The organism is Arthrobacter sp. NPDC056493 (assembly GCF_042795115.1).
Taxonomy (GTDB): domain Bacteria; phylum Actinomycetota; class Actinomycetes; order Actinomycetales; family Micrococcaceae; genus Arthrobacter.
Window position 1 is genome coordinate 1 of record NZ_JBHTSL010000036.1, and the last position, 20,840, is coordinate 20,840.

22 protein-coding genes are annotated in these 20,840 nt (G+C 67.0%); 8 read left to right on the forward strand and 14 right to left on the reverse strand.

Annotation, left to right across the window (positions count from 1 at the left end; all coding sequences use genetic code 11):
* Positions 1 to 128: 128 nt before the first annotated feature.
* From ACFQ50_RS14860 to ACFQ50_RS14890, 7 genes are read right to left on the reverse strand one after another with little or no spacing between them, the layout of a single operon-like run.
* A complete protein-coding gene (locus tag ACFQ50_RS14860) occupies positions 129 to 1,196 on the reverse strand; it encodes an LLM class flavin-dependent oxidoreductase (protein ID WP_377996321.1) in 1,068 nt (355 codons plus the stop codon).
* Complete coding sequence (locus ACFQ50_RS14865; protein WP_377996323.1) at positions 1,196 to 1,492, reverse strand: 4-oxalocrotonate tautomerase family protein; 297 nt, start codon at positions 1,490 to 1,492, stop codon at positions 1,196 to 1,198. The genes ACFQ50_RS14860 and ACFQ50_RS14865 overlap by 1 nt, the downstream gene beginning before the upstream one ends.
* 5 nt (positions 1,493 to 1,497) lie before the next feature.
* The gene (locus ACFQ50_RS14870; protein ID WP_377996324.1) at positions 1,498 to 2,985 is read right to left on the reverse strand and encodes an aldehyde dehydrogenase; all 1,488 of its coding nucleotides are present in this window, start codon (positions 2,983 to 2,985) and stop codon (positions 1,498 to 1,500) included.
* Positions 2,975 to 3,712 (reverse strand): alpha/beta fold hydrolase, encoded by a 738-nt coding sequence (locus ACFQ50_RS14875; RefSeq protein ID WP_377996325.1) that lies wholly within the window; start codon positions 3,710 to 3,712, stop codon positions 2,975 to 2,977. Before ACFQ50_RS14875 ends, ACFQ50_RS14870 begins: the two co-directional genes overlap by 11 nt.
* 12 nt (positions 3,713 to 3,724) lie before the next feature.
* The gene (locus tag ACFQ50_RS14880; protein ID WP_377996326.1) at positions 3,725 to 4,279 is read right to left on the reverse strand and encodes an amino acid synthesis family protein; all 555 of its coding nucleotides are present in this window, start codon (positions 4,277 to 4,279) and stop codon (positions 3,725 to 3,727) included.
* A complete protein-coding gene (locus ACFQ50_RS14885) occupies positions 4,276 to 4,887 on the reverse strand; it encodes an amino acid synthesis family protein (protein WP_377996327.1) in 612 nt (203 codons plus the stop codon). Before ACFQ50_RS14885 ends, ACFQ50_RS14880 begins: the two co-directional genes overlap by 4 nt.
* Before the next feature lie 52 nt (positions 4,888 to 4,939).
* Positions 4,940 to 5,620: a GntR family transcriptional regulator gene (locus ACFQ50_RS14890; protein ID WP_377996329.1), complete on the reverse strand. Its 681-nt coding sequence runs from the start codon at positions 5,618 to 5,620 to the stop codon at positions 4,940 to 4,942.
* A gap of 140 nt (positions 5,621 to 5,760) precedes the next feature.
* Here ACFQ50_RS14890 and ACFQ50_RS14895 point away from each other — a divergent pair, with 140 nt between their 5' ends.
* The 5 genes from ACFQ50_RS14895 (at position 5,761) to ACFQ50_RS14915 (ending at position 10,646) form a co-directional block, all read left to right on the forward strand.
* A complete protein-coding gene (locus ACFQ50_RS14895; RefSeq protein WP_377996330.1) occupies positions 5,761 to 6,699 on the forward strand; it encodes a flavin reductase in 939 nt (312 codons plus the stop codon).
* A 102-nt stretch (positions 6,700 to 6,801) separates the two neighbouring features.
* Positions 6,802 to 8,232 (forward strand): purine-cytosine permease family protein, encoded by a 1,431-nt coding sequence (locus ACFQ50_RS14900; RefSeq protein ID WP_377996332.1) that lies wholly within the window; start codon positions 6,802 to 6,804, stop codon positions 8,230 to 8,232.
* 26 nt (positions 8,233 to 8,258) lie between these two features.
* Positions 8,259 to 8,846 carry a cysteine hydrolase family protein gene (locus tag ACFQ50_RS14905; protein ID WP_377996333.1) on the forward strand — a complete coding sequence of 196 codons (588 nt, stop codon included), beginning with the start codon at positions 8,259 to 8,261 and terminating at the stop codon, positions 8,844 to 8,846.
* 108 nt (positions 8,847 to 8,954) lie between these two features.
* Positions 8,955 to 9,131, forward strand: coding sequence for a hypothetical protein (locus tag ACFQ50_RS14910; protein ID WP_377996335.1), 177 nt, complete (start codon positions 8,955 to 8,957; stop codon positions 9,129 to 9,131).
* A 42-nt stretch (positions 9,132 to 9,173) separates the two neighbouring features.
* Positions 9,174 to 10,646 (forward strand): NAD-dependent succinate-semialdehyde dehydrogenase, encoded by a 1,473-nt coding sequence (locus ACFQ50_RS14915; protein WP_377996336.1) that lies wholly within the window; start codon positions 9,174 to 9,176, stop codon positions 10,644 to 10,646.
* A 90-nt stretch (positions 10,647 to 10,736) separates the two neighbouring features.
* Here ACFQ50_RS14915 and ACFQ50_RS14920 read toward each other — a convergent pair whose 3' ends face one another.
* The 3 genes from ACFQ50_RS14920 to ACFQ50_RS14930 form a co-directional block, all read right to left on the reverse strand.
* Positions 10,737 to 11,795, reverse strand: a complete 1,059-nt coding sequence (locus ACFQ50_RS14920) for a hypothetical protein (protein WP_377996337.1) — start codon at positions 11,793 to 11,795, stop codon at positions 10,737 to 10,739.
* Between the two features lie 162 nt (positions 11,796 to 11,957).
* Positions 11,958 to 12,659: an SCO1664 family protein gene (locus ACFQ50_RS14925; RefSeq protein WP_377996339.1), complete on the reverse strand. Its 702-nt coding sequence runs from the start codon at positions 12,657 to 12,659 to the stop codon at positions 11,958 to 11,960.
* A gap of 30 nt (positions 12,660 to 12,689) precedes the next feature.
* On the reverse strand, positions 12,690 to 13,352 hold the full coding sequence (locus ACFQ50_RS14930; protein WP_377996340.1) for an MSMEG_4193 family putative phosphomutase: 663 nt from the start codon (positions 13,350 to 13,352) through the stop codon (positions 12,690 to 12,692).
* Positions 13,353 to 13,471: 119 nt separating this feature from the next.
* Between ACFQ50_RS14930 and ACFQ50_RS14935 the strand changes: the two genes are divergently transcribed.
* Both ACFQ50_RS14935 and ACFQ50_RS14940 read left to right on the forward strand, forming a co-directional pair.
* Complete coding sequence (locus ACFQ50_RS14935; RefSeq protein ID WP_377996341.1) at positions 13,472 to 14,860, forward strand: sigma 54-interacting transcriptional regulator; 1,389 nt, start codon at positions 13,472 to 13,474, stop codon at positions 14,858 to 14,860.
* A 60-nt stretch (positions 14,861 to 14,920) separates the two neighbouring features.
* On the forward strand, positions 14,921 to 16,927 hold the full coding sequence (locus ACFQ50_RS14940) for a VWA domain-containing protein (RefSeq protein WP_377996342.1): 2,007 nt from the start codon (positions 14,921 to 14,923) through the stop codon (positions 16,925 to 16,927).
* A 22-nt stretch (positions 16,928 to 16,949) separates the two neighbouring features.
* Here ACFQ50_RS14940 and ACFQ50_RS14945 read toward each other — a convergent pair whose 3' ends face one another.
* Positions 16,950 to 17,294: a hypothetical protein gene (locus ACFQ50_RS14945; RefSeq protein ID WP_377996344.1), complete on the reverse strand. Its 345-nt coding sequence runs from the start codon at positions 17,292 to 17,294 to the stop codon at positions 16,950 to 16,952.
* Between the two features lie 145 nt (positions 17,295 to 17,439).
* Between ACFQ50_RS14945 and ACFQ50_RS14950 the strand changes: the two genes are divergently transcribed.
* Entirely contained in the window at positions 17,440 to 18,303 is an 864-nt protein-coding gene (locus tag ACFQ50_RS14950) for a helix-turn-helix transcriptional regulator (protein WP_377996345.1), read from the forward strand.
* Here the strand turns inward: ACFQ50_RS14950 and ACFQ50_RS14955 are convergent.
* From ACFQ50_RS14955 to ACFQ50_RS14965, 3 genes are read right to left on the reverse strand one after another with little or no spacing between them, the layout of a single operon-like run.
* Complete coding sequence (locus tag ACFQ50_RS14955; RefSeq protein ID WP_377996346.1) at positions 18,300 to 19,529, reverse strand: NYN domain-containing protein; 1,230 nt, start codon at positions 19,527 to 19,529, stop codon at positions 18,300 to 18,302. The genes ACFQ50_RS14950 and ACFQ50_RS14955 overlap by 4 nt on opposite strands.
* 60 nt (positions 19,530 to 19,589) lie before the next feature.
* Positions 19,590 to 20,576, reverse strand: coding sequence for a cyclase family protein (locus ACFQ50_RS14960; protein WP_377996347.1), 987 nt, complete (start codon positions 20,574 to 20,576; stop codon positions 19,590 to 19,592).
* On the reverse strand, positions 20,573 to 20,830 hold the full coding sequence (locus ACFQ50_RS14965; protein ID WP_377996348.1) for a hypothetical protein: 258 nt from the start codon (positions 20,828 to 20,830) through the stop codon (positions 20,573 to 20,575). Before ACFQ50_RS14965 ends, ACFQ50_RS14960 begins: the two co-directional genes overlap by 4 nt.
* Between the last annotated feature and the right edge of the window lie 10 nt (positions 20,831 to 20,840).

Consider the following 20,840-nt stretch of genomic DNA (forward strand, 5'->3'; position numbering starts at 1 on the left):
GGGGGCGGGTCCCTGCGGGTCCTTGCTCCCATTTTATCTCCCTAGTTCGGGCCTCGCCCCCGGCCCAAGCGGGCCGCGTGGGCCCCCCCCCGGCGTCGCCCGCTTCCCTTAAGCGCAACGCGCTGGAATCACCGCGCCGCGGCTACGGGCTGCTCCTGAAAGGCCGGCACCACGTGCTCGATGAAGAGCTCGAGGGAGCGCTTCTTCTCCTCGTGGGTGAGGCTGTTGTCGGACCAGAGGCTGAACTCGGTGACGCCGAGTGCCTCGTAGTGGCGGAGCCGCTCGATGACCTCCTCCGGCGTCCCGATCATCGCCGTCTGGTGCAGGGACTCCGGCGTGAACTCCGGGCGGCCGGCGAACTTCTCCTCAGGGCTGGGCTCGAGGAAACCGTTCTTCGGGGCGGTCTTATTGCCGAACCAGGCATCGAACGTCCGGTAGAACTTGTTGATGCCCTCGGCCGGACGCCGCCAGCCGTCCGGCTCGTCCGCGGGGTGGACGTGGGTGTGGCGGAGCACCATGAGGTCCGGGCGGGGGACGCCGGGGTTGTTCTCGACGGCGGTGTCGAACTTGCGCGCGAGGTCCTCGACCTCCTCGTCGCCCTTCATCAGCGGCGTCACCATCACGTTGCAGCCGTTGGCGACGGCGAACTCGTGCGAGGAGATGTCGCGGGCGGCGATCCACATGGGCGGCGTCGGCTTCTGCACTGGCTTGGGGACGCTGGTGGAGGTCGGGAACTGCCAGACCTCGCCGTCGTGCGCGTAGTCGCCTTCCCAGAGGGCGCGCACGGCCGGGACCATCTCGCGCAGGTGCTTGCCGCCGTCGACAGCGGACATGCCGCCCATGAGGCGGTCGAACTCGAACTGGTACGCGCCGCGCGCCAGTCCCACTTCCATCCGGCCGTTGCTGATGACGTCCAGGAGCGCCGTCTCGCCGGCCACGCGGAGCGGGTTCCAGAACGGCGCGATGATGGTTCCGGCGCCAAGGCGGATGCGCGAGGTCCGCGCCGCAAGGTAGGCGAGCTGGGGCATCGGGCTGGGGGAGATGGTGTACTCCATGGAGTGGTGCTCACCAATCCAGACGGTGCTGAAGCCGCCGGCCTCCGCGATGAGCGCGAGCTCCGTCAGGTTCTCGAAGCACTCGCGGTGTGAGACGGACTCGTCCCAGCGCTCCATGTGGACGAAAAGGGAAAAGCGCATTAGGAACTCCTTCGATCTGCGGCGATGCTCGCCGGCGCCTGCTGGGCGGTCGCTTGCTGGGCAGTTGCCTGCTGGACGGTTGCCTGCTGGGCAGGGGCCGCGGCCGCCGCGTTGCGTTCGGCGATGGTCTGGTTGCCGCGGGACCAGTGCTCGTGCTCAATCTCGCGGATGATGACGGTGGTGTTTTCCGGTGCTGCGCCCACGGCGTTCTCGGCGGCGCGGTGCAGTTCGCCGATGAGCGCGCGGAGCTGCTCGGGGGTCCGGCCCCGGGCAATGGAGACTTCGATAAGAGGCAAGGTGGTCAGCTCCTCATGATGAAGGGGTCGGCGATGGGGGACTCGTCAGTGTTGATCCAGATGCTCTTGAGCCTGGTGTACTCACGGATGCTCTCGATGCCGTGTTCGACGCCGACGCCGCTGGTCTTGAAACCTTCGCGCGGGGACGCCGGGGACATGGCACGGTACGTGTTCACCCACACGGTTCCCGCTTCCAGCCGGCTGGCCATCCGGTGCGCCCGGGCCAGGTTGGTGGTCCAGACCCCGGCAGCCAGCCCGTACGTGGTGTCGTTCGCGAGCCGCAGGACCTCCTCCTCCGTTTCGAAGGGCATGATGGCCGCCACGGGGCCGAAGATCTCCTCCCGCACCACGCGCATGGAATTGTCGACGTCGGTCAGCACGGTGGGCTCGAAGAAGTAGCCGCCCAGCGGGATGTTGGGGCGGCCGCCGCCGGTCAGGACGGTGGCGCCTTCCGAGACGCCCAGGTCAACGTAGCTGGCTACCTTGTCGCGCTGGTCCTGGAACGCCAGGGGGCCAAGTTCGGTGGCGTCGAGGAGCGGATCGCCAATCACGATGCTCCGGGCACGGTTGGCGACGCGCTCCAGCAGTTCGTCGTAGACGGACTTGTGGGCGAAGACGCGGCTGCCCGCAATGCAGGTCTGGCCTGCCGCGGCGAAGATCCCCGCCACAACACCCATGGACGCGTTCGTGATGTCGGCGTCGGCGAAGACGATGTTCGGTGACTTGCCGCCCAGCTCCAGGGTGGAGCCGATGAAGCGCGACGCCGTTGACGAGGCGATCCGCGCGCCGGTGGCGGTGCTGCCGGTAAACGAGACCTTGGCCAGCCGCGCGTCGTCCACCAGGGCCGCGCCGGCCTCTGCACCGAAGCCGGTGACCACGTTGATCACACCTGCCGGGAATCCTGCCTCGTCGGCAAGGGCGGCCAGGCGGAGGACGGTGGCCGAGGTGTATTCGGACGGCTTGATGACGATGGTGTTGCCGGCCGCAAGTGCGGGGGCGAGCTTGCTGGTGGTCAGCGTCAGCGGCGAGTTCCACGGCGTGATGGCACCCACCACGCCCAGCGGTTCGCGGAGCGTGTAGTTCAGGATGGCCGGGGTGGAACCGGGAATGGTGTCGCCCTGGATCTTGTCGGCCAGCCCGGCATAGTAGTAGTAATACTCCGGCATGGCCGCCAGCTGGGCCCGCATCTCCCGCAGGAGCTTGCCGTTGTCCTGGCTTTCCATCCGGGCGAGCTCGTCGGCGTGCTCGCCCACCAGATCACCGAGACGGCGGAGTAGGTGGCCGCGCTTGGTCTGGCTAAGGTTCCGCCAGCTGGGATTCTCGAAGGCCGCGGACGCCGCTGAGACGGCGCGCTCGACGTCGGCCGCGTTACCCCGTGCGGCCTGGTACAGGACGTCAAGGGTTGCCGGGTTGGTGCTGTCGAAGTAGTCACCACCCGACGGCGGGACCCACTCCCCGTTGATGAAGTGGTTGTAGCGGCGTTCAACGGACATGTGAATGCTCCTTGATGAAAGCGGTAAGCGTGTTGGCGAGCTCTTGGGGACGTTCCACCGGCATCATGTGGCGGGCGCCGCTGATGATCGAGTAGGTGCAGCCGGGGATGGCGGCGGCCAGCCGGGCGCTCATTTCGGGTGTCGACCCCGGGTCCAGCTCGCCGGTCACGGCATGGGAGGGGACGGTGATCAGGGGCAGTTCGGCGGCGATTTCCGCGTCTGCGGTGGCGAACACGCGGTAGCAGGCCAGGAAGGACTCCGGGTCATTCCTGAGCAGGACCTCCCGGGTCGCTTCGACCAGCTCGGCCGGGACGGCGGACCCTTCCGGATACCACCGGCGGATTGATGCTTCCACGGTTGCCGGAAAATCGGATCCCGCCGAGGCCAGCCGGACCATGACAGCGGCGTGCTCCTCGGAGGTGCGTGCGCAGACCGAGGCGACAGAGGCCAGGCTGGCAACCAGGTCTGGCCTGAACCTGGCCAGGTGCTGGGCCACGAGGGCACCCAGCGAGAACCCCACCAGGTGCGTGTCCGGCTCGAGTTGTTCGGCGGCATCCGCCGCGAGCCCGGCAAGCGTCACCCCACCAGGCGCCGGCGGCCGGCGTCCGTGTCCCAGGAGTTCCAGGACCTGGACGTCGTATTCCGGTTCAAGGAATTCGCGAAGGGGGCCCCACATCGACCCGTCGAGGCCGACGCCGTGGATGAGGGCGATGCGGTCGCGGCTCACGGCGGCTGGCACCTACTTCGTTTCGGTGGCGAACGCTGCCAAGCGCTGCTGGGGCCGTCCCTGGGCAGCGGCGGCGAGGGCGATCACGATTTCATCGGCGTGCGGTGCGTCGTTGATCCGCACCTCGATGCTCTGGTGGTGGGAGCGGATGGTGGCGTCAGTGATGTGCTTGAGCGGGATGTCGAAGACAACACCGGCCGGCCCGCGCTTTTCCACTGCCGGCAGGAGCGTGGTGGCGTTGGCGGCGTCGCGGAAATGGTTTCCGAAGGCGAGCGTGTGGATGAGCCCTGAACCGTGCTCGATTTCGCCGTTCAGTCCCACAATGGCGGCCTTGCCGTACGCTTCGGCCGGGGAGCCAAGGGCCTCGAGCACGCGGGGGGCCAGCAGCGCCCCGATGGCGGATGCGTTGCCGTCGATGCCGGCGGAAAGGTCCTCGACGAATCCCTGGCCTGCCCAGGGATTCTTGACGATGGCGGCGACGACGGCAACGCGTGCGGCGGGGCTGACTTCGCGGCCTCCTTCGATGAGGACGTCTTCGGTCAGGGTGACGATCTTACGGATGCTCATGAAACAAGTTCTCCTAGTGTGTCTGCTTTGACGATCGGGTCGGTGAGGCGGTCACCGATGCGGGAGTGGGGGCGTGGCCCGGTTGATGCACCGAGGACGACGACGATCTCACCCGGGCGGGGTGCGTCACCGATGCGTGTGGTGATGGTTTGGTAGTGGGTCCGTGTTGCTGCGGCGTTCTTGTGCCAGAGGGGTACGACGAGTGAGGCGCCGGCGTCGCCGCGGTCATCGGCGAAGCAGATGATGGATTCGCCTTCGAAGTACTCGCGGACGAGGTTGCCGAAGAACGGTGTGTGGATGAGCGCGGCGCCGTGTTCGATTTCGCCGTCGGTGCCCACAATCGCGGCCTTGCCGAAGGCCTGGATTGCGTCCACGCCGCCGAGGTTGGCAGCGAGCACGTCGGTGAGTTTGCGCGCCAGCACCGGGGCAAGCTGCACCACTTCGTCGCTGAGGTCATCGGTCGCGTTGCCGCCCAGCCAGGGGTTGCTGACCACGGCCGCTGCCGTTGCGCGGACCGCGGGCACGGCGGGGGAGTGGCCGTTTTCGAGCAGGATTTCCTCGCTGTAATACACGATCTTGCGGATGCCGAAGCTTTGGTCGTTCGTCATTTGGGCTCTTCAATCATGGAGAAGCGCATGGCTTCCTTTCGTGGACGTTGGGTCAGTTCCGGCGGTCTTGCGCCGGGTCGGTCAGGGCCTCCCGCGATGAGGCGTGGACGTGGTTCCGCATGGCGGATTCGGCCCCGAAGGGGTCTTTATGCTCGATCATGTCCAGGACGGCGCGGTGTTCACGGGTGGAGGCCTCGAGCCTGCCCGGATGCTCAACCGTGCGCAGGACCAGACGCTGGTAGGCGAGCTGGTTCATGAGCCGCTCGTAATGCTCAACAAGCTTGCGGTTATCCGAGCCGCGGACGATCGTCCAGTGAAACTCGTGCACCAGCCGGGCATAGGCGTCGGTGTCATGCGTGAGGGAAACCATTTCGGACTCCTCAAGGTTCCGCCGGAGTACGGACAGTTCCTGGACTTCCCCGCGGCGGGCAAGCAGGGATGCCGCGAGTCCCTCCAAAGATTCCTTGAGCTGGAAGAGCTCGATGATCTCCCTGCGGGTGGGTTCCCGCACGAACGTGCCCACCTTTGGGCGGATCTCCACCAGGCCTTCGTGCTGAAGCTGCTTAAGTGCTTCCCGGATCGGAGTCCGGCTCACGTCGAACTCCTGGGCGAGGAAAGCCTCGGGGACGACTGCACCCGGGGGAAAGTCGCCTCCAAGGACGAGTCGGCGGATCCGGTCCAGGAGTCCGTCACGGTCAGCTGCTTCCCTGACTACTTCGAGATCATCTTGCATACATGAAAGCGTATGTTGCATGCATCAGCAGCGTCAACAGCTGTGGCGATACTTTTCGAAAACTCGCTGGTTTCTGGGAAATACGCGGAATTTCGTATTCCTCTTGACCTTAGGTTGTGAGCTGGATTACCGTCATTGGTATGCAACAGACCTTGGAACCGCTCATCACATCGGCTTGGCTCGCGGCCTGGGACAAGGGAGACCTTGATGCCCTCGATGGCCTCGTAGCCGCCGGCTACACGCGCACCAGCAAGGCGACGGGTGCAACTGTCGACCTCGCTGGCCTCAAGTCAGAGATCGCTGCGGTGCGGGGGGCTTTCCCCGACCTGCGCACCACGGTCGATGACGTCGTCGAAGGGGACGGCACCGTCGCCGTCTTCTGGACATCCACCGGCACACACACCAATGAATATCTTGGGGTTCCGGCAACGGGACTCACCGTACAGACCCGGGGTTCGAACATCCTGGTCCTCGAGGAGGGCAGGATCGTTCGGGAATCGGTGACCTGGGACGGAAGCGAGCTGCTCGCCGGCCTCGGCATCCGGCCCCTGCGCGGCATTGCAGCACCCGCCGATTCCGACGGCGACGACTTCCCGGAACTCGACCCGGACCTGATGAAGGCCTTCAACCGGCAGTTCATCACCGGAGTTACCGTCGTGACCACCAAGGAAGGCGAAACCCCCAAGGGGCTGGCGGCCAACTCCTACTGCTCCGTCTCGCTCGAACCGCCCCTGGTGCTTGTATGCGTCCAGAAGACGTCCAGCACCTACCCCGCGCTCTTCTCCTCCAGCCACCTCGGCATCAACATCCTGGGAACCGGGCAGCTGGACACGGTGAAGGTCTTCGCCTCGAAGGCGGCGGACAAATTCGCCGAGCTCAACTGGCATGAAGGGCCCCAGGGAAGCCCCCTCCTGGACGGCTCCGCTGCTTCCCTTGAAGCCGAAATCCAGGAACGGTTCCAAGCCAAGACCCACACGGTCTTCATCTGCCGGGTCCGCCACGCGGAAACCAGCAGCACGGCGCCAATGGTCTACAAGGCCGGACGGTTCTTCGACGGCGCCGAACTCGCCCAACTCTAAAGTTCCGGCGCGGCTGACCACCCTCGGACAGGAAACCAGCCGCGCCGACCCAATCTGCTCTCAAGCAGCGCACCTAGGTGCGCATCCCACATTAGGACAACAATGAGCCCAGACACCATGCGCGCCGCCGAAAGCAGCGTCGCCGAAGACCGCGGTTACCGCGACAGCCTCACCAAAATCGAGCCCTACGGCATCGAGCACATCCCCGACGTCGAACGCCACGGGAAGCCCCGCTCCCAGTTCTTCCTCTGGTTCGCCGCGGGAATGAACTTCCCCATCGTCGTCCTCGGATTCAGTGCCACCTACTTCGGACTCCCCTTCTGGGCAGCGGTCCTGGCGATCGTCCTCGCCGGCGTGACCTCCTCGGCAGGAATGGGATACCTGTCGGCAATGGGAGTCCGGCTGGGCGTCCCGCAGCAGATGCAGGGCCGGGGACCGCTCGGCTTCATCGGCAACCTGTTCCCGGTGGCCTACGTGAACGTGTTTGCCGGCATCGGCTGGGCTGCCGTGACCGTCATCCTCGGCGGCCAGGCCATCGCACTGCTGACCGATATTCCGTTCTGGCTTTCCGCCCTGATCCTCATGGGGATCCAGCTCGGGGTGGCCGTCATCGGCTACAACCTGATCCACTTCCTGCAGCGCATCCTGTCGTTCGTCCTGGTGGTCGGCTTCGTCTTCATCACCATCGTGGCAGCGGCCAACGGCAAGGTCGTCAACACCGCCAACGAATCCGCCCCCGGCTTTGACGGCATCGGCGGATGGATCATCTTCTTCGGCTGGTTCTTCTCCTTCATCGTCGCCTGGATGCCGTTTGCCTCCGACTACTCCCGCTACCTGCCCAATACCCCGGGCAACCGGCGCGGCGCCGGCTGGGCCACCATGTCGGGGAACTTCGTCACCCTCGTCTGGATGGGCATCCTGGGCACCCTCCTCGGATCCACCACCACCGCATCCGACAGCATCGGTGCGCTCAAGGAGCTCATGGGCCCCTGGGCCGCCGTCGGCCTCGGCGTCGTCGCCCTGTCCTCCTTCACCCAGAACTTCCTAAACGTCTACGGCGGTGCCATCTCCATCCAGACCATGGGCGTCCCCGTCAAGCGCCACACGGCAGTGGTCTTCATCTGCGTGGCCTCCTACCTCGTGGCGCTGTGGGGCCAGACCGGGTTCAACAGCGGCTTCACCGCCTTCCTCAACCTGACCGCGTACTGCATCGCCCCGTACGTCGCCGTCCTCGTGTGCGACTACCTGTTCGGAGGCCGGCGCACCGAACGGGGCCTGCGCGAGCTCTTCGACAAGAGCCGGAAGTTCGAATGGGGTTTCGTGGCCTGGGCTGCCGGCGTCGTACTTTCCTCCCCGTTCTGGATGTCCTCGATCTACACCGGACCCATCGCGGCCGCCTTCCCGCAGATCGGTGACCTCTCCTACTACGTCGGCGGAGCGGTCGCAGCGGGTGTCTACTTCGCCACCCACCGGCGCCAGCGCCTCTCCGGACGGGAAATGCTCGACCGCGGCGCCGCGGCCCAGACCCTGTGAAAACAGACCCTGTGAAAACAGGCCCTGTGAAAGCAGCCCCTGTGAGCGTCGACCGTTCCGGGCTGGAGGGCAGGACGCTCGTGGTGATCGACATGCAGCGGGCGTTCCGCGACGAGGGCCAGTGGCAGGTGCCCCGGTACCAGGAGATCGGGCCAGTCATCAGCCGCCTGCAGCAGGCGCTCGGCTCCGGTCCCGTCTTCACCCGGTTCATCCGGGACGAAGCCGAGACCGGCGCCTGGGCCGCCTACTACCGGCGCTGGAACGGCATGCGGTTCCCGTCCGGCTCCGAGGCCTGGGACATCACCATGGATGTCCCGGGCGGGGCAACGGTGCTCGATGCCCCGACCTTCTCCAAGTGGGGACCGGAGCTCGCCGCCCTGGTCCCCGAAGGCGCGGAGATGGTCCTCACCGGCGTGGCCACGGACTGCTGTGTCCTGTCGACGGCCCTCGGCGCCATCGACGCCGGTCGCTTCGTGACTGTCGTTTCCGATGCCTGCGCCGCGGTCAGCGACGAAGCCCAGAAGCAGACCCTGGCCCTCCTGGAACTGCTCTCGCCGATGTGTGAAGTGGTCACCAGCCAGGAGTTCCTCGCCCGCACCACGAGCACCGGATGAGCACCGCAACACTGCAAAGGCCACGAACCGAAGAAGACCCCACAGTCTGCCCGCCCCGGGCCGTGGTGGCTGTAGTCGTTGAGTGGCGCGGGCGGCAACCCCTGGCTGGTGCACACGTTCACCGCCGTCAGCAAGCGGCGCCGGCTGACGATCAACGACGAGCACCACGCGTACCGCTGGACCGTCCCCGCCAAGATCAGCCGGTTCTCCAACCGGGTTCCCTGGCTGGACACAGTCCTCCAAGGCGCTGAGATAGAGCCGCGGATCGTCGAAAACCGAACATGAGCTACGCATAGTAAGGAGCCCGATGTGGCTGAAGGAAACACTGTGACCACTGAACGCGAGACGGGACTGCTGGCGTCAGTGCCCACCGGGCTGCTGATCAACGGCGCATGGCGGGACGCCTCCGGCGGCGGCACGTTCGACGTCGAGGACCCGGCAACCGGCAAGGTCCTGGCGACGCTGGCCTCGGCCACCAGCGAGGACGCCCTCGCCGCGCTCGACGCAGCGGACGCTGTCCAGGCGTCCTGGGCGCGCACGGCACCGCGGCACAGGGCCGAGATCCTGCGCCGGGCCTTCGACCTGGTCACCGAACGCGCCGAGGACTTCGCCCTGCTGATGACCCTGGAAATGGGGAAGCCGCTGGCCGAGGCGCGGGGCGAGGTGGCCTACGCTGCCGAGTTCCTGCGCTGGTTCTCGGAAGAAGCGGTCCGCGATTACGGCCGGTACCTGACCACGCCCGAAGGCAAGAACAAGATCCTCGTTCAGCACAAGCCGGTGGGCCCGTGCCTGCTGATCACGCCATGGAATTTCCCGCTGGCGATGGCCACCCGCAAGGTGGCGCCTGCCGTGGCGGCCGGCTGCACCATGGTGCTCAAGCCGGCAAAGCTCACGCCGCTGACCTCTCAGCTCTTCGCGCAGGTGATGATGGAAGCGGGCCTGCCGGCCGGAGTGCTGAACGTCGTGTCGTCGTCGTCGGCTTCTTCCATCTCCGGACCCCTGCTGAAGGATGCCCGCCTCCGGAAGGTTTCCTTCACTGGCTCGACGCCGGTGGGCAAGCAGTTGATGGCGGAGGCGTCCCGGAACGTGCTGCGCACCTCGATGGAGCTCGGCGGCAACGCCCCGTTCATCGTGTTCGAGGACGCTGACCTGGACAAGGCGGTGCAGGGCGCGATGGCGGCGAAGATGCGCAACATGGGTGAGGCGTGCACCGCCGCCAACCGGTTCCTCGTGCACGAGTCCGTGGCGGAGGAATTCACGGCCAGGTTCGCCGGGGCCATGAAGGCACTTCGGCCTGGCCGTGGCACCGACGCCGGCGTCACGGTGGGTCCGATGATCGACGGCGGCGCGCGCAAGGACGTGCATGCCCTGGTGGAGGACGCCGTCATTGCCGGTGCAACGGTTATCACCGGCGGTGCGCCCGTGGATGGCCCCGGCTACTTCTACCAGCCCACGGTCCTGGCCGGCGTCTCCAACACCGCGGAGATCCTGCGCACCGAGATCTTCGGTCCGGTCGCCCCGATCACCACCTTCAGCACCGAGGAAGAGGCCATCGCCATGGCCAACTCGACCGAGTACGGCCTTGCTGCTTACCTTTACACCCGCGACTACGCGCGGATGTTCCGCGTGTCCGAGCAGATTGAATTCGGCATGGTCGGCTTCAACGCGGGTGTCATTTCCAACGCCGCGGCACCCTTCGGCGGAGTCAAGCAATCCGGCCTGGGGCGTGAAGGCGGTTCCGAGGGCATCGCCGAGTACACCACCACCCAGTACATCGGCATAGCCGACCCCTACGCATAGAAAGTGGGAGTTTTTGTCCAGATAATGGCCGCTGTAGGTCCATTAGGGCCGATTATCTGGACAAAAACTCCGGAGTTATATGCCTGGCGGTCAGCGCGTCAAGGGTGCCGTAAGCCCGTCTGTTGAGGTCCTCGGTGTGAGCCGGCTTCCGTTGGAAACCGGGAAGGGGAAGCCGAGGACGGCGAGGCGGCCGCGGACCTGGTTCTGGGCCTGGCAGTCCTGGACGCACTCGGTGGGGGAGTTGGCCACTTCGGTGGCGTCCTCGCCGGTGACCATGCCCATCCGCCCGCCGCTGGCGACGTCCCAGACAGACATGCCGCCGCAATGGTTGCGGGTCTCGCTCAGGCCGAGGGCGTTGGTGAAGTCCGGGCCGCAGGCCGCTTGCGGCACCCGGTCGGCCACCTGGGCGCTGTCGCGGACGGCGAACCTGGCTGAGACATTGTTGCCGATGTTCACCCGGGGCCGGACCCGGACGCAGAACTGGCTTGGCGGTCCGGTCTGCACACTGGTGCAGGCGGATCCGACGTAATCGCCGAGGCGCGCGCGGAACTTGGCGTTGTCGAAGTAGAAGGCTTCGGTGGCGAGGCTGTGCACGATGCGGGTCCGGGTACCGTCGCCGCGTTCGGGCTCCATCTGGAACAGCCCGCCATTGGCGCAGTCCTTGGCCTGGATCGTCATGGACAGCCCGCCGGTGCCTGTCCGGGAGAGCGTTGCTTCTTCGCCCTTGACCTCAAGGGCGATGGTGCCGGTCAGTGTGAGTCCGCGGTGGTCGGGGATCTTGCTGGCAAAGACCGGGGTGTACCGGCCGCCGGTGATGTCGAGTTCATTGGCCGCGCCGGTGAAAGCGTAGTTGTAGATCGCGAAGTTCGCCGGGTCCACCTCGAACCGGACATACTTGCCCTGGACCACGAACCGGCCCCCGGTTGCCCCGACTGTGCCGTCGAATTCACCGGTCTTGCCCAGCACCGTGAACCCGCCGCCCACGCACCCTTTCGACGACGCTGCCTGCGCCGGTCCGGCGAGGCCCGCGAAGCCGGCCGCCGACGCCGCCAGTGCGATGGCCGCCGCCGCTGCCCGGAATTTCAAGTTCGGTTGCTGCCCCACAGCACGCATCAGATCCTCCTTGTCGGCTGGCATCGCAGAACTCATTTATTGAGTTTCCGTCCCGTCAACCGACGTCAGACTATGACTCGGGCAGCGCCGCAGGAGTGGAAGTTGCCGTATACGGTACAAACCTTGGATAAACCTTGGAAGTTCCCTGAAGGTCTCCGCCGGAGGGTCCCCCCGAGGCCGCCGAGAGGTCCATGCCGCTTAGACCAGCGGCCACGGGTAGCGCATCCCGGTGCGGTCAACGGGCAGCACCGGTTCGTGCAGCAAGCGCCGGACCCGGCGCCGCAGGGCGGCGGCCTCGTCGCCGTCGAGCAGTTCGGCCACACTGGCAGGCACAGCCTCGGCGAGCGGGGCGATGTCCTCGAGCAGGGCTTCGGGGATGGGGTCACCCGCAAAGTCCCAGATCACGGTGCGCAGTTTGAAGATCGCCGAGAAGCACAGCCCGTGGTCGATGCCCCACACCCGCCCGTCGTCGCCGCGCAGCACGTGACCGCTTTTGCGGTCAGTGTTGTTGGCGACGTAATCGAACAGGGCGATGCGGGCCAGGTCGCTGTGGGTCTCCGGGACATCGGCGTACAGGGTGAAGTAGTGCTCGCTGAAGTCGCAGTCGATGAACCACTGGAGTGAGCCGACACCCAGTGGGGCTTCCTCGCGGATCACCGTCGCCGGCACGATTCCCCAGCCCAGGGACTCGCTGAGCAGGTACGCCGCACGCTCCCGCCGGTACAGCCCGGGCTCGAAATCGGACAGCGGCCGCTCCCCGGCCTCCGGCTTGTACACGGCAAAGCCGGTGTCGTCCCCCGCGGAAATCTCCACCAGGAACGTTTCGTTGCTGCTGCGCGGAATGCGCCCGAGCAGCTCAACCTGCCCCTCCGCCAGCAGCGTCAGCTCGCGTCCGGACACCGGCTGCCCCGTTTCACGGTCCGCCCCGTCTCACGGAACCCTCAGCCCGCTCAGCGGTTCCGACGTCGAATTCACCATGAGCACGGCCGGCGCCTGACCGTCCGAATAGGAGATGGCGGAGACCGACCCCGGGCTGATGACGATCCGCTGGAAAAGGTCCAGGGGCGTGCCCAGGGCATGGGCGACAGCCGCCTTGATGGGATCGGCATGGGAAAAGCAGACGACGACGCCCCCTGCGTGCGCTGCGCCCAGCACCTCGAGCGCCCCAACGATCCGCGCCTGCATCTGCGTGAAGCTCTCGCCGTTCGGGAAGCGGAAGGCCGACGGGTTGTGCTGCACCGTCTGCCATTCCGGCAAGCCCGCCAGTTCGGCCAGCGCGGCGCCGGTCCACTCGCCGAAGTCGCATTCAATCAGGCCGGCGTCCTTGCGCACGTCCAGACCTGCGCTGGCTGCCGTGGGCTGGGCCGTCTCGCACGTTCGCTCCAGCGGCGAGGAGTAGACGGCATCGACCGGCAGGCCCACGAGCCGTTCCGCCACGCGCTCGGCCTGGGCCCGGCCACGGTCGGACAGGTGCAGCCCTGGTGCCCGCCCCGGCAGCACCATGCCCGTGGTGGGCGTCTCCCCGTGGCGCACCAGAAGGAGGAGCGTGCCCCGGGCTTTCGAAGGCGGTGCGGACGGTGCTGCTGCAGTCATCAGGATCTAAGCGTAGCGGCAGGGGCCCCGACCGAGCTTGCAAGGGTGGGGGAGCCGCGAAGCGGTAGCGGTATCGAAATTGCTCGATTCCCGGCAGGGTCGAGGACTACGGTAGAGGGGTGAGTGATCGTCCCGATATCTTCACCGTTGGCGAACTGCGTGCATCCGGCCACGTCCACAAGGACCTGCGCCATGAAATCCGTGACAATCTGATCGCCGCGCTCGCGGCGGGCCGCGATCCGTGGCCGGGATTGTTCGGGTTCAGCCGGACCGTCCTGCCGCAGCTCGAACGTGCCCTGATCGCGGGGCACGACGTCGTCCTGCTCGGCGAACGCGGGCAGGGCAAGACCCGGCTGCTCCGCACCCTGGCCGGGCTGCTGGACGAGTGGTCGCCGGTGATCGAGGAATCGGAACTCAACGAGCACCCGTACGAACCGATCACCGAGCAGTCCCGCGCCCGTGCCCTCACCGAAGGCGACCGGATGCGGGTGGCCTGGCGCCACCGCTCGGAACGGTACGTCGAAAAGCTCGCGACGCCGGACACCTCCGTGGCCGACCTCATCGGCGACGTCGACCCGATGCGCGTGGCCGAGGGTCGCCGGCTCGGGGACCCAGAGACCATCCACTACGGCCTGGTCCCGCGCTCCAACCGCGGAATCATCGCCATCAACGAGCTGCCTGACCTCGCCGAACGGATCCAGGTGTCCATGCTGAATGTGATGGAGGAACGCGACATCCAGATCCGCGGCTACGTGCTGCGGCTGCCGCTTGACGTGCTCGTCGTCGCGTCCGCCAACCCGGAGGACTACACCAACCGCGGCCGGATCATCACGCCGCTGAAGGACCGCTTCGGCGCCGAAATCCGCACCCACTACCCGATCGAGCTCGATGACGAGGTCTCCGTCATCCGGCAGGAGGGGAAGCTGGTGGCCGACGTGCCGCCCGTCATCCTCGAGATCATGGCCCGCTACACCCGGGCGCTGCGGCAGTCCCCGGCCATCAACCAGACCTCCGGCGTTTCCGCGCGGTTCGCGATCGCCGGCGCTGAAACCGTCGCCGCTGCGGCCCTGCGCCGGGCCAGCGTGCGCGGCGAGGACGAGGCCGTGGCGCGGATCATCGACCTGGAATCCGCCGTCGAGGTCCTGACCGGCAAGATCGAGTTTGAGTCGGGCGAGGAAGGGCGCGAACAGGGCGTTCTGGACCACCTGCTGCGCACGGCCACTGCCGAAGCCGTCCGGGCGCATTTCCAGGGCATCGACATGGGCCCTCTCGTGGCCGCGCTCGACGGCCACACCACCGTGACCACCGGGGATCAGGTCACGGCGCGGGAGTTCCTGGAGAACCTTCCGTCCCTCAACGGATCGAGCCTCTACGACAAAATCACGGAGCGCCTTGGCGCGGCAAACGACGGTCAGCGCGCCGCCGCCGTCGAACTTGCGCTGGAAGGCCTCTACCTCGCCCGGCGGATCTCCAAGGAGTCCGACGACGAGGAAACGGTCTACGGCTAAGCACAGTTTCCGCGGGGTACAAGTCCTCCGCGGTACAGATCAGCGGGTACAGGAGGCATCATGACCCTTCATAACCGGTCCAGGTACGGCCGGTATGCCGGTGGTCCGGATCCGCTCGCCCCGCCGGTGGACCTGGCAGAGGCTCTCGACGCGATCGCCGAGGACGTCATGGCAGGGTACTCGCCCCGGCACGCCCTGCAGGAGTTCCTGCGGCGCGGCGGCCAGAACCGCGACGGGCTGGACAACCTGGCCCGGCGCGTCCAGCAGCGGCGGAGTGAGCTGCTGGGCCGGCACCGGCTGGACGGCACCCTCAACGAGGTCCAAAAGCTGCTGGACACCGCAGTGCTGGAGGAACGCAAGCAGCTCGCCCGCGACGCCGTGATGGACAACACCGAGCGCGCCTTCCGCGAGATGCAGCTGCAGAACCTGCCCCAGTCCACGGCGGCTGCCGTCAACGAACTCGCGTCCTATGACTGGCAGGCGAACAGCGCCCGGGAGGCCTACGAGCGGATCAAGGACCTGCTGGGGCGTGAAGTCCTGGAACAGCGCTTTGCCGGCATGAAGCAGGCGCTTGAGAACGCCACCGACGAGGACCGCGAAGCCGTGAGCGAGATGCTGCGCGATCTCAACGAGCTGCTGGGCAAGCACCGCCGCGGGGAAGACACCGCCACGGATTTCCGGGACTTCATGGCGAAGCACGGGGACTTCTTCCCGGAGAATCCGCAGTCGGTCGAGGAGCTGGTGGACGCCCTCGCCAAGCGTGCCGCCGCGGCCCAGCGGATGCTGCAGTCGATGTCCCCCGAGCAACGCGAAGAGCTGATGCGGCTGTCCGCCCAGGCATTCGGCTCGGCAGAACTCATGGCCCAGCTCAACCAGCTCGACGACAGCCTGCGCGCCCTGCGGCCCGGCGAGGACTGGAGCGGCTCCGAACGCTTCCAAGGCCAGGAAGGGCTCGGGCTGGGTGACGGCACAGGCGTGCTGCAGGACATCGCCGAGCTCGACGAGCTGTCCGAGCAGCTGTCCCAGCACTACAACGGGTCAACCCTTGACGACCTGGACCTGGATGCCCTCGCCCGCCAGCTCGGGCAGAACGCCGCAGTGACGGCACGTACCCTCGCCGAGATCGAACGGGCCATGCAGGATGGCGGCTACCTGCGGCGCGGTGCCGACGGCGACCTCAGGCTGTCCCCGCAGGCCATGCGGCGGCTCGGAAAATCGCTGCTGCGGGATACGGCCAAGCAGCTGTCCGGCCGGCAGGGGGGCCGGGATACGCGCCTTGCCGGGGCCGCCGGCGAGCAGACCGGCTCCAGCCGCCAGTGGGAGTTCGGCGACGCCGAGCCGTGGGACGTCACCCGCACCATAACCAATGCGATCCGGCGCACCATGGCCGACGGCGGCGATCCGGGCCAGGGACTGCACCTCGCCGTGGGTGACATCGAGGTGACGGAGACGGAGGCGCGGACGCAGGCCGCCGTCGTCCTGCTTGCCGACGTGTCCTTCTCGATGGCCGCCGAGGGGCGGTGGGTGCCCATGAAACGCACGGCGCTCGCCCTGCACCACCTCGTCTCAACCCGGTTCCGCGGGGACCGGCTGCAGCTGATCACGTTCGGCCGCTACGCGCAGTCGATGGACATTGGCGAGCTGACGGCCCTGTCGGCGTTGCGGGAACAGGGAACCAACCTGCACCACGGATTGCTGCTGGCCGGCCGCTTCTTCCGCCAGCACCCGTCGATGCAGCCCGTCCTCCTCGTGGTGACCGACGGTGAGCCCACCGCGCACCTGCTGGCCGACGGCGAGTCGTGGTTCTGCTGGCCGCCGGACCCGGAGACCATCCGCGTCACCGTCGCGGAGCTGGACCGGCTGGCGCGTGCCGGCACGCAGGCGACGTTCTTCCGGCTTGGTGACGACCCGGGCCTGGAACGCTTTGTCCGGCGGCTGGCCCGCCGGATCGACGGCCGGGTGGTTGCGCCGGAAACCGGAGACCTGGGCGCCGCCGTCGTGGGGGCCTATCTCCGCACACACTTCCGCGACGGCCTGTACGACGACGACTGGTCGGCGGGGATTTAACGCCGGCCTTGTGGGGCGAAGGTCAGGCGGCGGCCAGCACAGGTGCGGCGACCGGAAGCGCTGCCGGCTTCGGTGCTGTGACCTTCGGGGCGACGATGCTGAACCGGTAGTCGCGCTGGAGCGGATCGACCTGCAGCGGAAGGTGATGGGAGCGGGCGCAGCCGCGGAGCTCTTCGAGAGCCTGGGGCTCGACGTCGGCCAGGGTCATATCCAGTTCCAGTGACAGTCCGGGGACCAGTGAGTCGGCCCGCTTCATGACGTCGTACAGGCCCTGAATGCTTTGGACAGTCACATGGCCCTGTGTCTTGACCCGGGCCTTGGCGCCGTCGAGGTCAACGCTGACCAGCACCCGAAGCTTCTCGTTCACTCAGTTGTCTCCCCAGTTTAGAAAGGGCCACCACGCTGTGGCCCCCGACTACGATAGACGAATGTGACCTGACTAACAAGTGTGCGGGCTGGGAGGCCCTGTCCGGACCTCCCGGAACGGATGCCCGCTGGGGTGTAATGGCACCATGAGCAAGAAAGACGACATCCGGAAGTTCCTCATCTCCCGGCGTGCGAACGTCACCCTCGCACAGGCCGGGCTGCCCGACTTCGGCGACGAACGGCGCGTGCCCGGACTCAGGCGTGAAGAGGTCGCGCAGCTCGCCGGCGTCAGCGTGGACTACTACACGCGGCTGGAGCGCGGCAACATCCACGGCGCGTCCGAGGCCGTGCTCAACGCGATCGCCCGGGCACTGCACCTGACCGACGTCGAACGCGAACACCTCCTGGATCTCGCCCGTCCCGCCACGGCGGCAGCGAACGCCGCGGGAAGAACGACGGCGGCCGTCGCCGTCCGCCCGTCCGTCCAGCGGGTACTCGACAACCTGGCCATGCCCGCCGTCGTTTACAACGCCCGCCAGGATCTTGTGGCCTCGAACCTGCTGGGACGGGCGCTGTTCTCGCCGCACTTCGACTCCGACCGGCCCAACATGGCCCGCTTCATCTTCCTCGACTCCCGTGCACAGGACTACTACGCCGACTGGTCTCTCGCCTGCAGCCTGACCGCTGCGATGCTCCGCTACGAGGCCGGCCGCGATCCGCTCAACGCCGAGATCACGGAACTCATCGGCGAACTTGCCACCCGCAGCCCGCAGTTCCGGAAGGACTGGGCGGACCAGGACGTCCACGAGCACCGCACCGGCCGGAAGGTCTATGGCCACCCCGAAGTGGGCGCCATGGACCTCACCTACGACGTGTTCGAGATGCCGGGCGAACCGGGGCTGTCCATTGCCACGTACACCCCGGACGAGGGCTCCGAATCAGCCGACAAGCTGATCCTGCTCGCCAGCTGGGCCGCGACCAAGGATTTTGGCTCCGGCCCGGGCGCTTAGCCGGCCACGAAACCGCCACTCGCCCAGCGGCGCAGTTCCACCTTCTCGGTTTCATCAAATTCCATGAGGGCCACCCGGCACAGCTCCTCCACATTTTCCGTCCAGGCCGCCGCCAGTTCGCCCGCGGTGGCCGTATCGCTGAGCTGAAAGTCCACGTAGCCGAAGCCCTGGATGACAAAGTTGACCGCGTTCCGGGAGACGGGCTGGCCCGCCGTGACGCAGTCATCCCGGACAAGTCTCGCCAGTTCGCTGCGAGTGACGGGGTTTTCCCGGAGCCGTGCCTCCAAAGCCAGGAACATCTGCCGGAACTGCGCCTCCGAGAGGGCCGGGACGTCCGTCACGCGAGCGACCTGTTCCTCGATGCCGGGCTGGACCGCGGCGTCGGTGGGCAGGTCGGCACCTGAAAACCGCTTCGTGTCCCAGACCCAGCCGCCTTGCGCCGCCGAATACTCAATCCCGTTGCCCAGCTGGGCGACCCATGTCCCGAATTTTCCGTAGCCGCCCCAGTCGGCCTTGAGGGACGGGTCCGCCGTCAGTGCCCTGTGGGCCACCATGGCGCCCGCCACCGGTCCGGGCGCGCCGCGGACAAACTCGCCCACCTCGTTCACTGCTGGTGAAACGGCCTTGGTCCTTCCCGGGAGGACGCCGCCCTTCGTATCAACAGAACGCATCGCGGGCATGGGCTCAGACGTTGTGCCGTGGAGAATGGCCACGAAATCGTGGGACTCGACGACGTTGTCTGCCATCTCCCGGTAGGCGAAGGCCACCGCGCCTGCCGCGATCACGGTGGTCATGCGGTCTGCGGCCCTGAACCGCTGCACCAGCGACGTGAAGTCCGCGTCCGCCGAGGCAATGAAAAACTCCTCGATTCCCGCCGGGCCGGCCAGGGCATCCATGGCGTCGAGCACAAGGTTGATGTCCGTGCTGCTCTTGCCCCGCTGGGTCAGGGAAGGGCAGTCGATGACGCGAAATCCCGCCCTGGTCCAGTACGTCCGGTACTTGGAGTACACCACGGGGTTGAGGTAGCAGTTGCGGATCAGGAAGCGGCGCGACTGCTCGCCTGCACCACCCGCGGACAGCGCATCCGCCCAATGCTTTGGGTCCTCGGCAAACCGCTTGGCTGCGACCGGGTCCAGCGCATGCAGCCCGGTGTAGACATTGTCGAAATCAACGAACATCGCGGCCCGGATGCCTGGCCGCCTGGACTGCGGATACGCTTCGGTCATTGGCTCAGTGTGCCAGCATGATTGTGCCGCCACCAGATGACGAGGCCGGTCCGGCCCCGGTTATGTCACCGCCGTCGCGTTCGCCGGTGACCCTGTGGCACCCGTGATGTTCAGCGGCTTGACGGTGACGAGGGCGTCCCAGTTTCCGGTGGCCTTCATGTGCCGGCTGAGCGGGCCGAGCTGCCAGAGTTCGCCCAGTGGCAGGCCGAGTTTGGCGAGGAGCTGCTGGTGCATCATGCCGTGGTCGTTCGGTGCCGTGTCCCGGAACGGACTCGACGGGACGGGCGGCAGGCATTCGACGGCGAAGTTGTCCGCCGCGAGGACGGCGAGCCGGTTGTCCCAGGCCCAGGCGACGAACTCTGCCGACTGCCCGATGCCGCTGGCCCGGCGGCTGTCCCGCAGGCTGTTCCTGTCCTCCGGCGGGAGCGAGAGGAACCATTCGCACCATCCCGTGTGCAGCATGAGGATGTCGCCGGGCCGGAGAATCAGGGACTGCGCTTCGGCCGCTGCCCGGATCAGGGCCAGACTGAGAGGTTGCCCGTTCGCGTGGTCGATCGGCGTGCCCTGTTCCCGGCAATAACCGTCCAGGTCCACCAGCACGCCCCGGCCGACGATGGGCTGCTCGGCCCACACCTGGATGCCGAGCGCCGCTGTTCCTTCCCGGACGTCGCCGTCGGGCGTGCCGTTGTAGAAGCCGACGTCGTCCGCCCTGCGGTGCCGGAGCCCGTCGATCTGGCTGGAGCCCTGCAGGTAGTACCCGTCGAGGTAGTCGTCGCGGTGTGCGGGGTGGGACGAGTAGATCGTGTGCCGGGGAGCCCTTCGTTTCAGCGACATGCCGGGATCGAACGCGTCGGCGGGGTAGTCGAGGCCGAACGCGGTGCCGGTCCTGATGCACGCGGAGGCTTCCCGGACGGAATCAGGGCCGATGAAGGACGGGGTGCCGCGTCCGGCGTCGGGGAAAAGGCCCCAGGAGGTTCCCGAGAGGGGCCCGTCCCGTTCCAGCAGGGACTCGAAGGAAGGGTAGGTTGTGCCGGATTCCGGGGTCATCGTGTGCGGGCTTCCTGCTGCGGGCTGTTCTGTTTCGCCGGGGCCTTGTAGCTGAGCAGGAACCCGGCGATGGCGCAGACGGACGCGGCGATGCATGCCGGGCCCTTGACGGCTTCATTGAGGACTGCCAGCCACTCGCCCTGGCCTGTAATCAGGGCGATGGCCTGTCCGGCAACGAAAACCATGCCGGCGATGAGGAGCACCGCCAGGCTGACCACGAAGACGGCGTTGATGGTGTGTCGTAGCTTCTGCATTTGCACGCTT

Bases quoted from the DNA above. Each gene is read 5' to 3' on its own strand.
- ACFQ50_RS14860 (WP_377996321.1), bottom strand. From the start codon at position 1,196: ATGCGCTTTTCCCTTTTCGTCCACATGGAGCGCTGGGACGAGTCCGTC.
- ACFQ50_RS14870 (WP_377996324.1), bottom strand. From the start codon at position 2,985: ATGTCCGTTGAACGCCGCTACAACCACTTCATCAACGGGGAGTGGGTC.
- ACFQ50_RS14880 (WP_377996326.1), bottom strand. From the start codon at position 4,279: ATGAGCATCCGTAAGATCGTCACCCTGACCGAAGACGTCCTCATCGAA.
- ACFQ50_RS14885 (WP_377996327.1), bottom strand. From the start codon at position 4,887: ATGACGAACGACCAAAGCTTCGGCATCCGCAAGATCGTGTATTACAGC.
- ACFQ50_RS14890 (WP_377996329.1), bottom strand. From the start codon at position 5,620: ATGCAAGATGATCTCGAAGTAGTCAGGGAAGCAGCTGACCGTGACGGA.
- ACFQ50_RS14895 (WP_377996330.1), top strand. From the start codon at position 5,761: ATGCAACAGACCTTGGAACCGCTCATCACATCGGCTTGGCTCGCGGCC.
- ACFQ50_RS14900 (WP_377996332.1), top strand. From the start codon at position 6,802: ATGAGCCCAGACACCATGCGCGCCGCCGAAAGCAGCGTCGCCGAAGAC.
- ACFQ50_RS14920 (WP_377996337.1), bottom strand. From the start codon at position 11,795: ATGAGTTCTGCGATGCCAGCCGACAAGGAGGATCTGATGCGTGCTGTG.
- ACFQ50_RS14930 (WP_377996340.1), bottom strand. From the start codon at position 13,352: ATGACTGCAGCAGCACCGTCCGCACCGCCTTCGAAAGCCCGGGGCACG.
- ACFQ50_RS14940 (WP_377996342.1), top strand. From the start codon at position 14,921: ATGACCCTTCATAACCGGTCCAGGTACGGCCGGTATGCCGGTGGTCCG.
- ACFQ50_RS14950 (WP_377996345.1), top strand. From the start codon at position 17,440: ATGAGCAAGAAAGACGACATCCGGAAGTTCCTCATCTCCCGGCGTGCG.
- ACFQ50_RS14955 (WP_377996346.1), bottom strand. From the start codon at position 19,529: ATGACCGAAGCGTATCCGCAGTCCAGGCGGCCAGGCATCCGGGCCGCG.
- ACFQ50_RS14960 (WP_377996347.1), bottom strand. From the start codon at position 20,576: ATGACCCCGGAATCCGGCACAACCTACCCTTCCTTCGAGTCCCTGCTG.
- ACFQ50_RS14965 (WP_377996348.1), bottom strand. From the start codon at position 20,830: ATGCAGAAGCTACGACACACCATCAACGCCGTCTTCGTGGTCAGCCTG.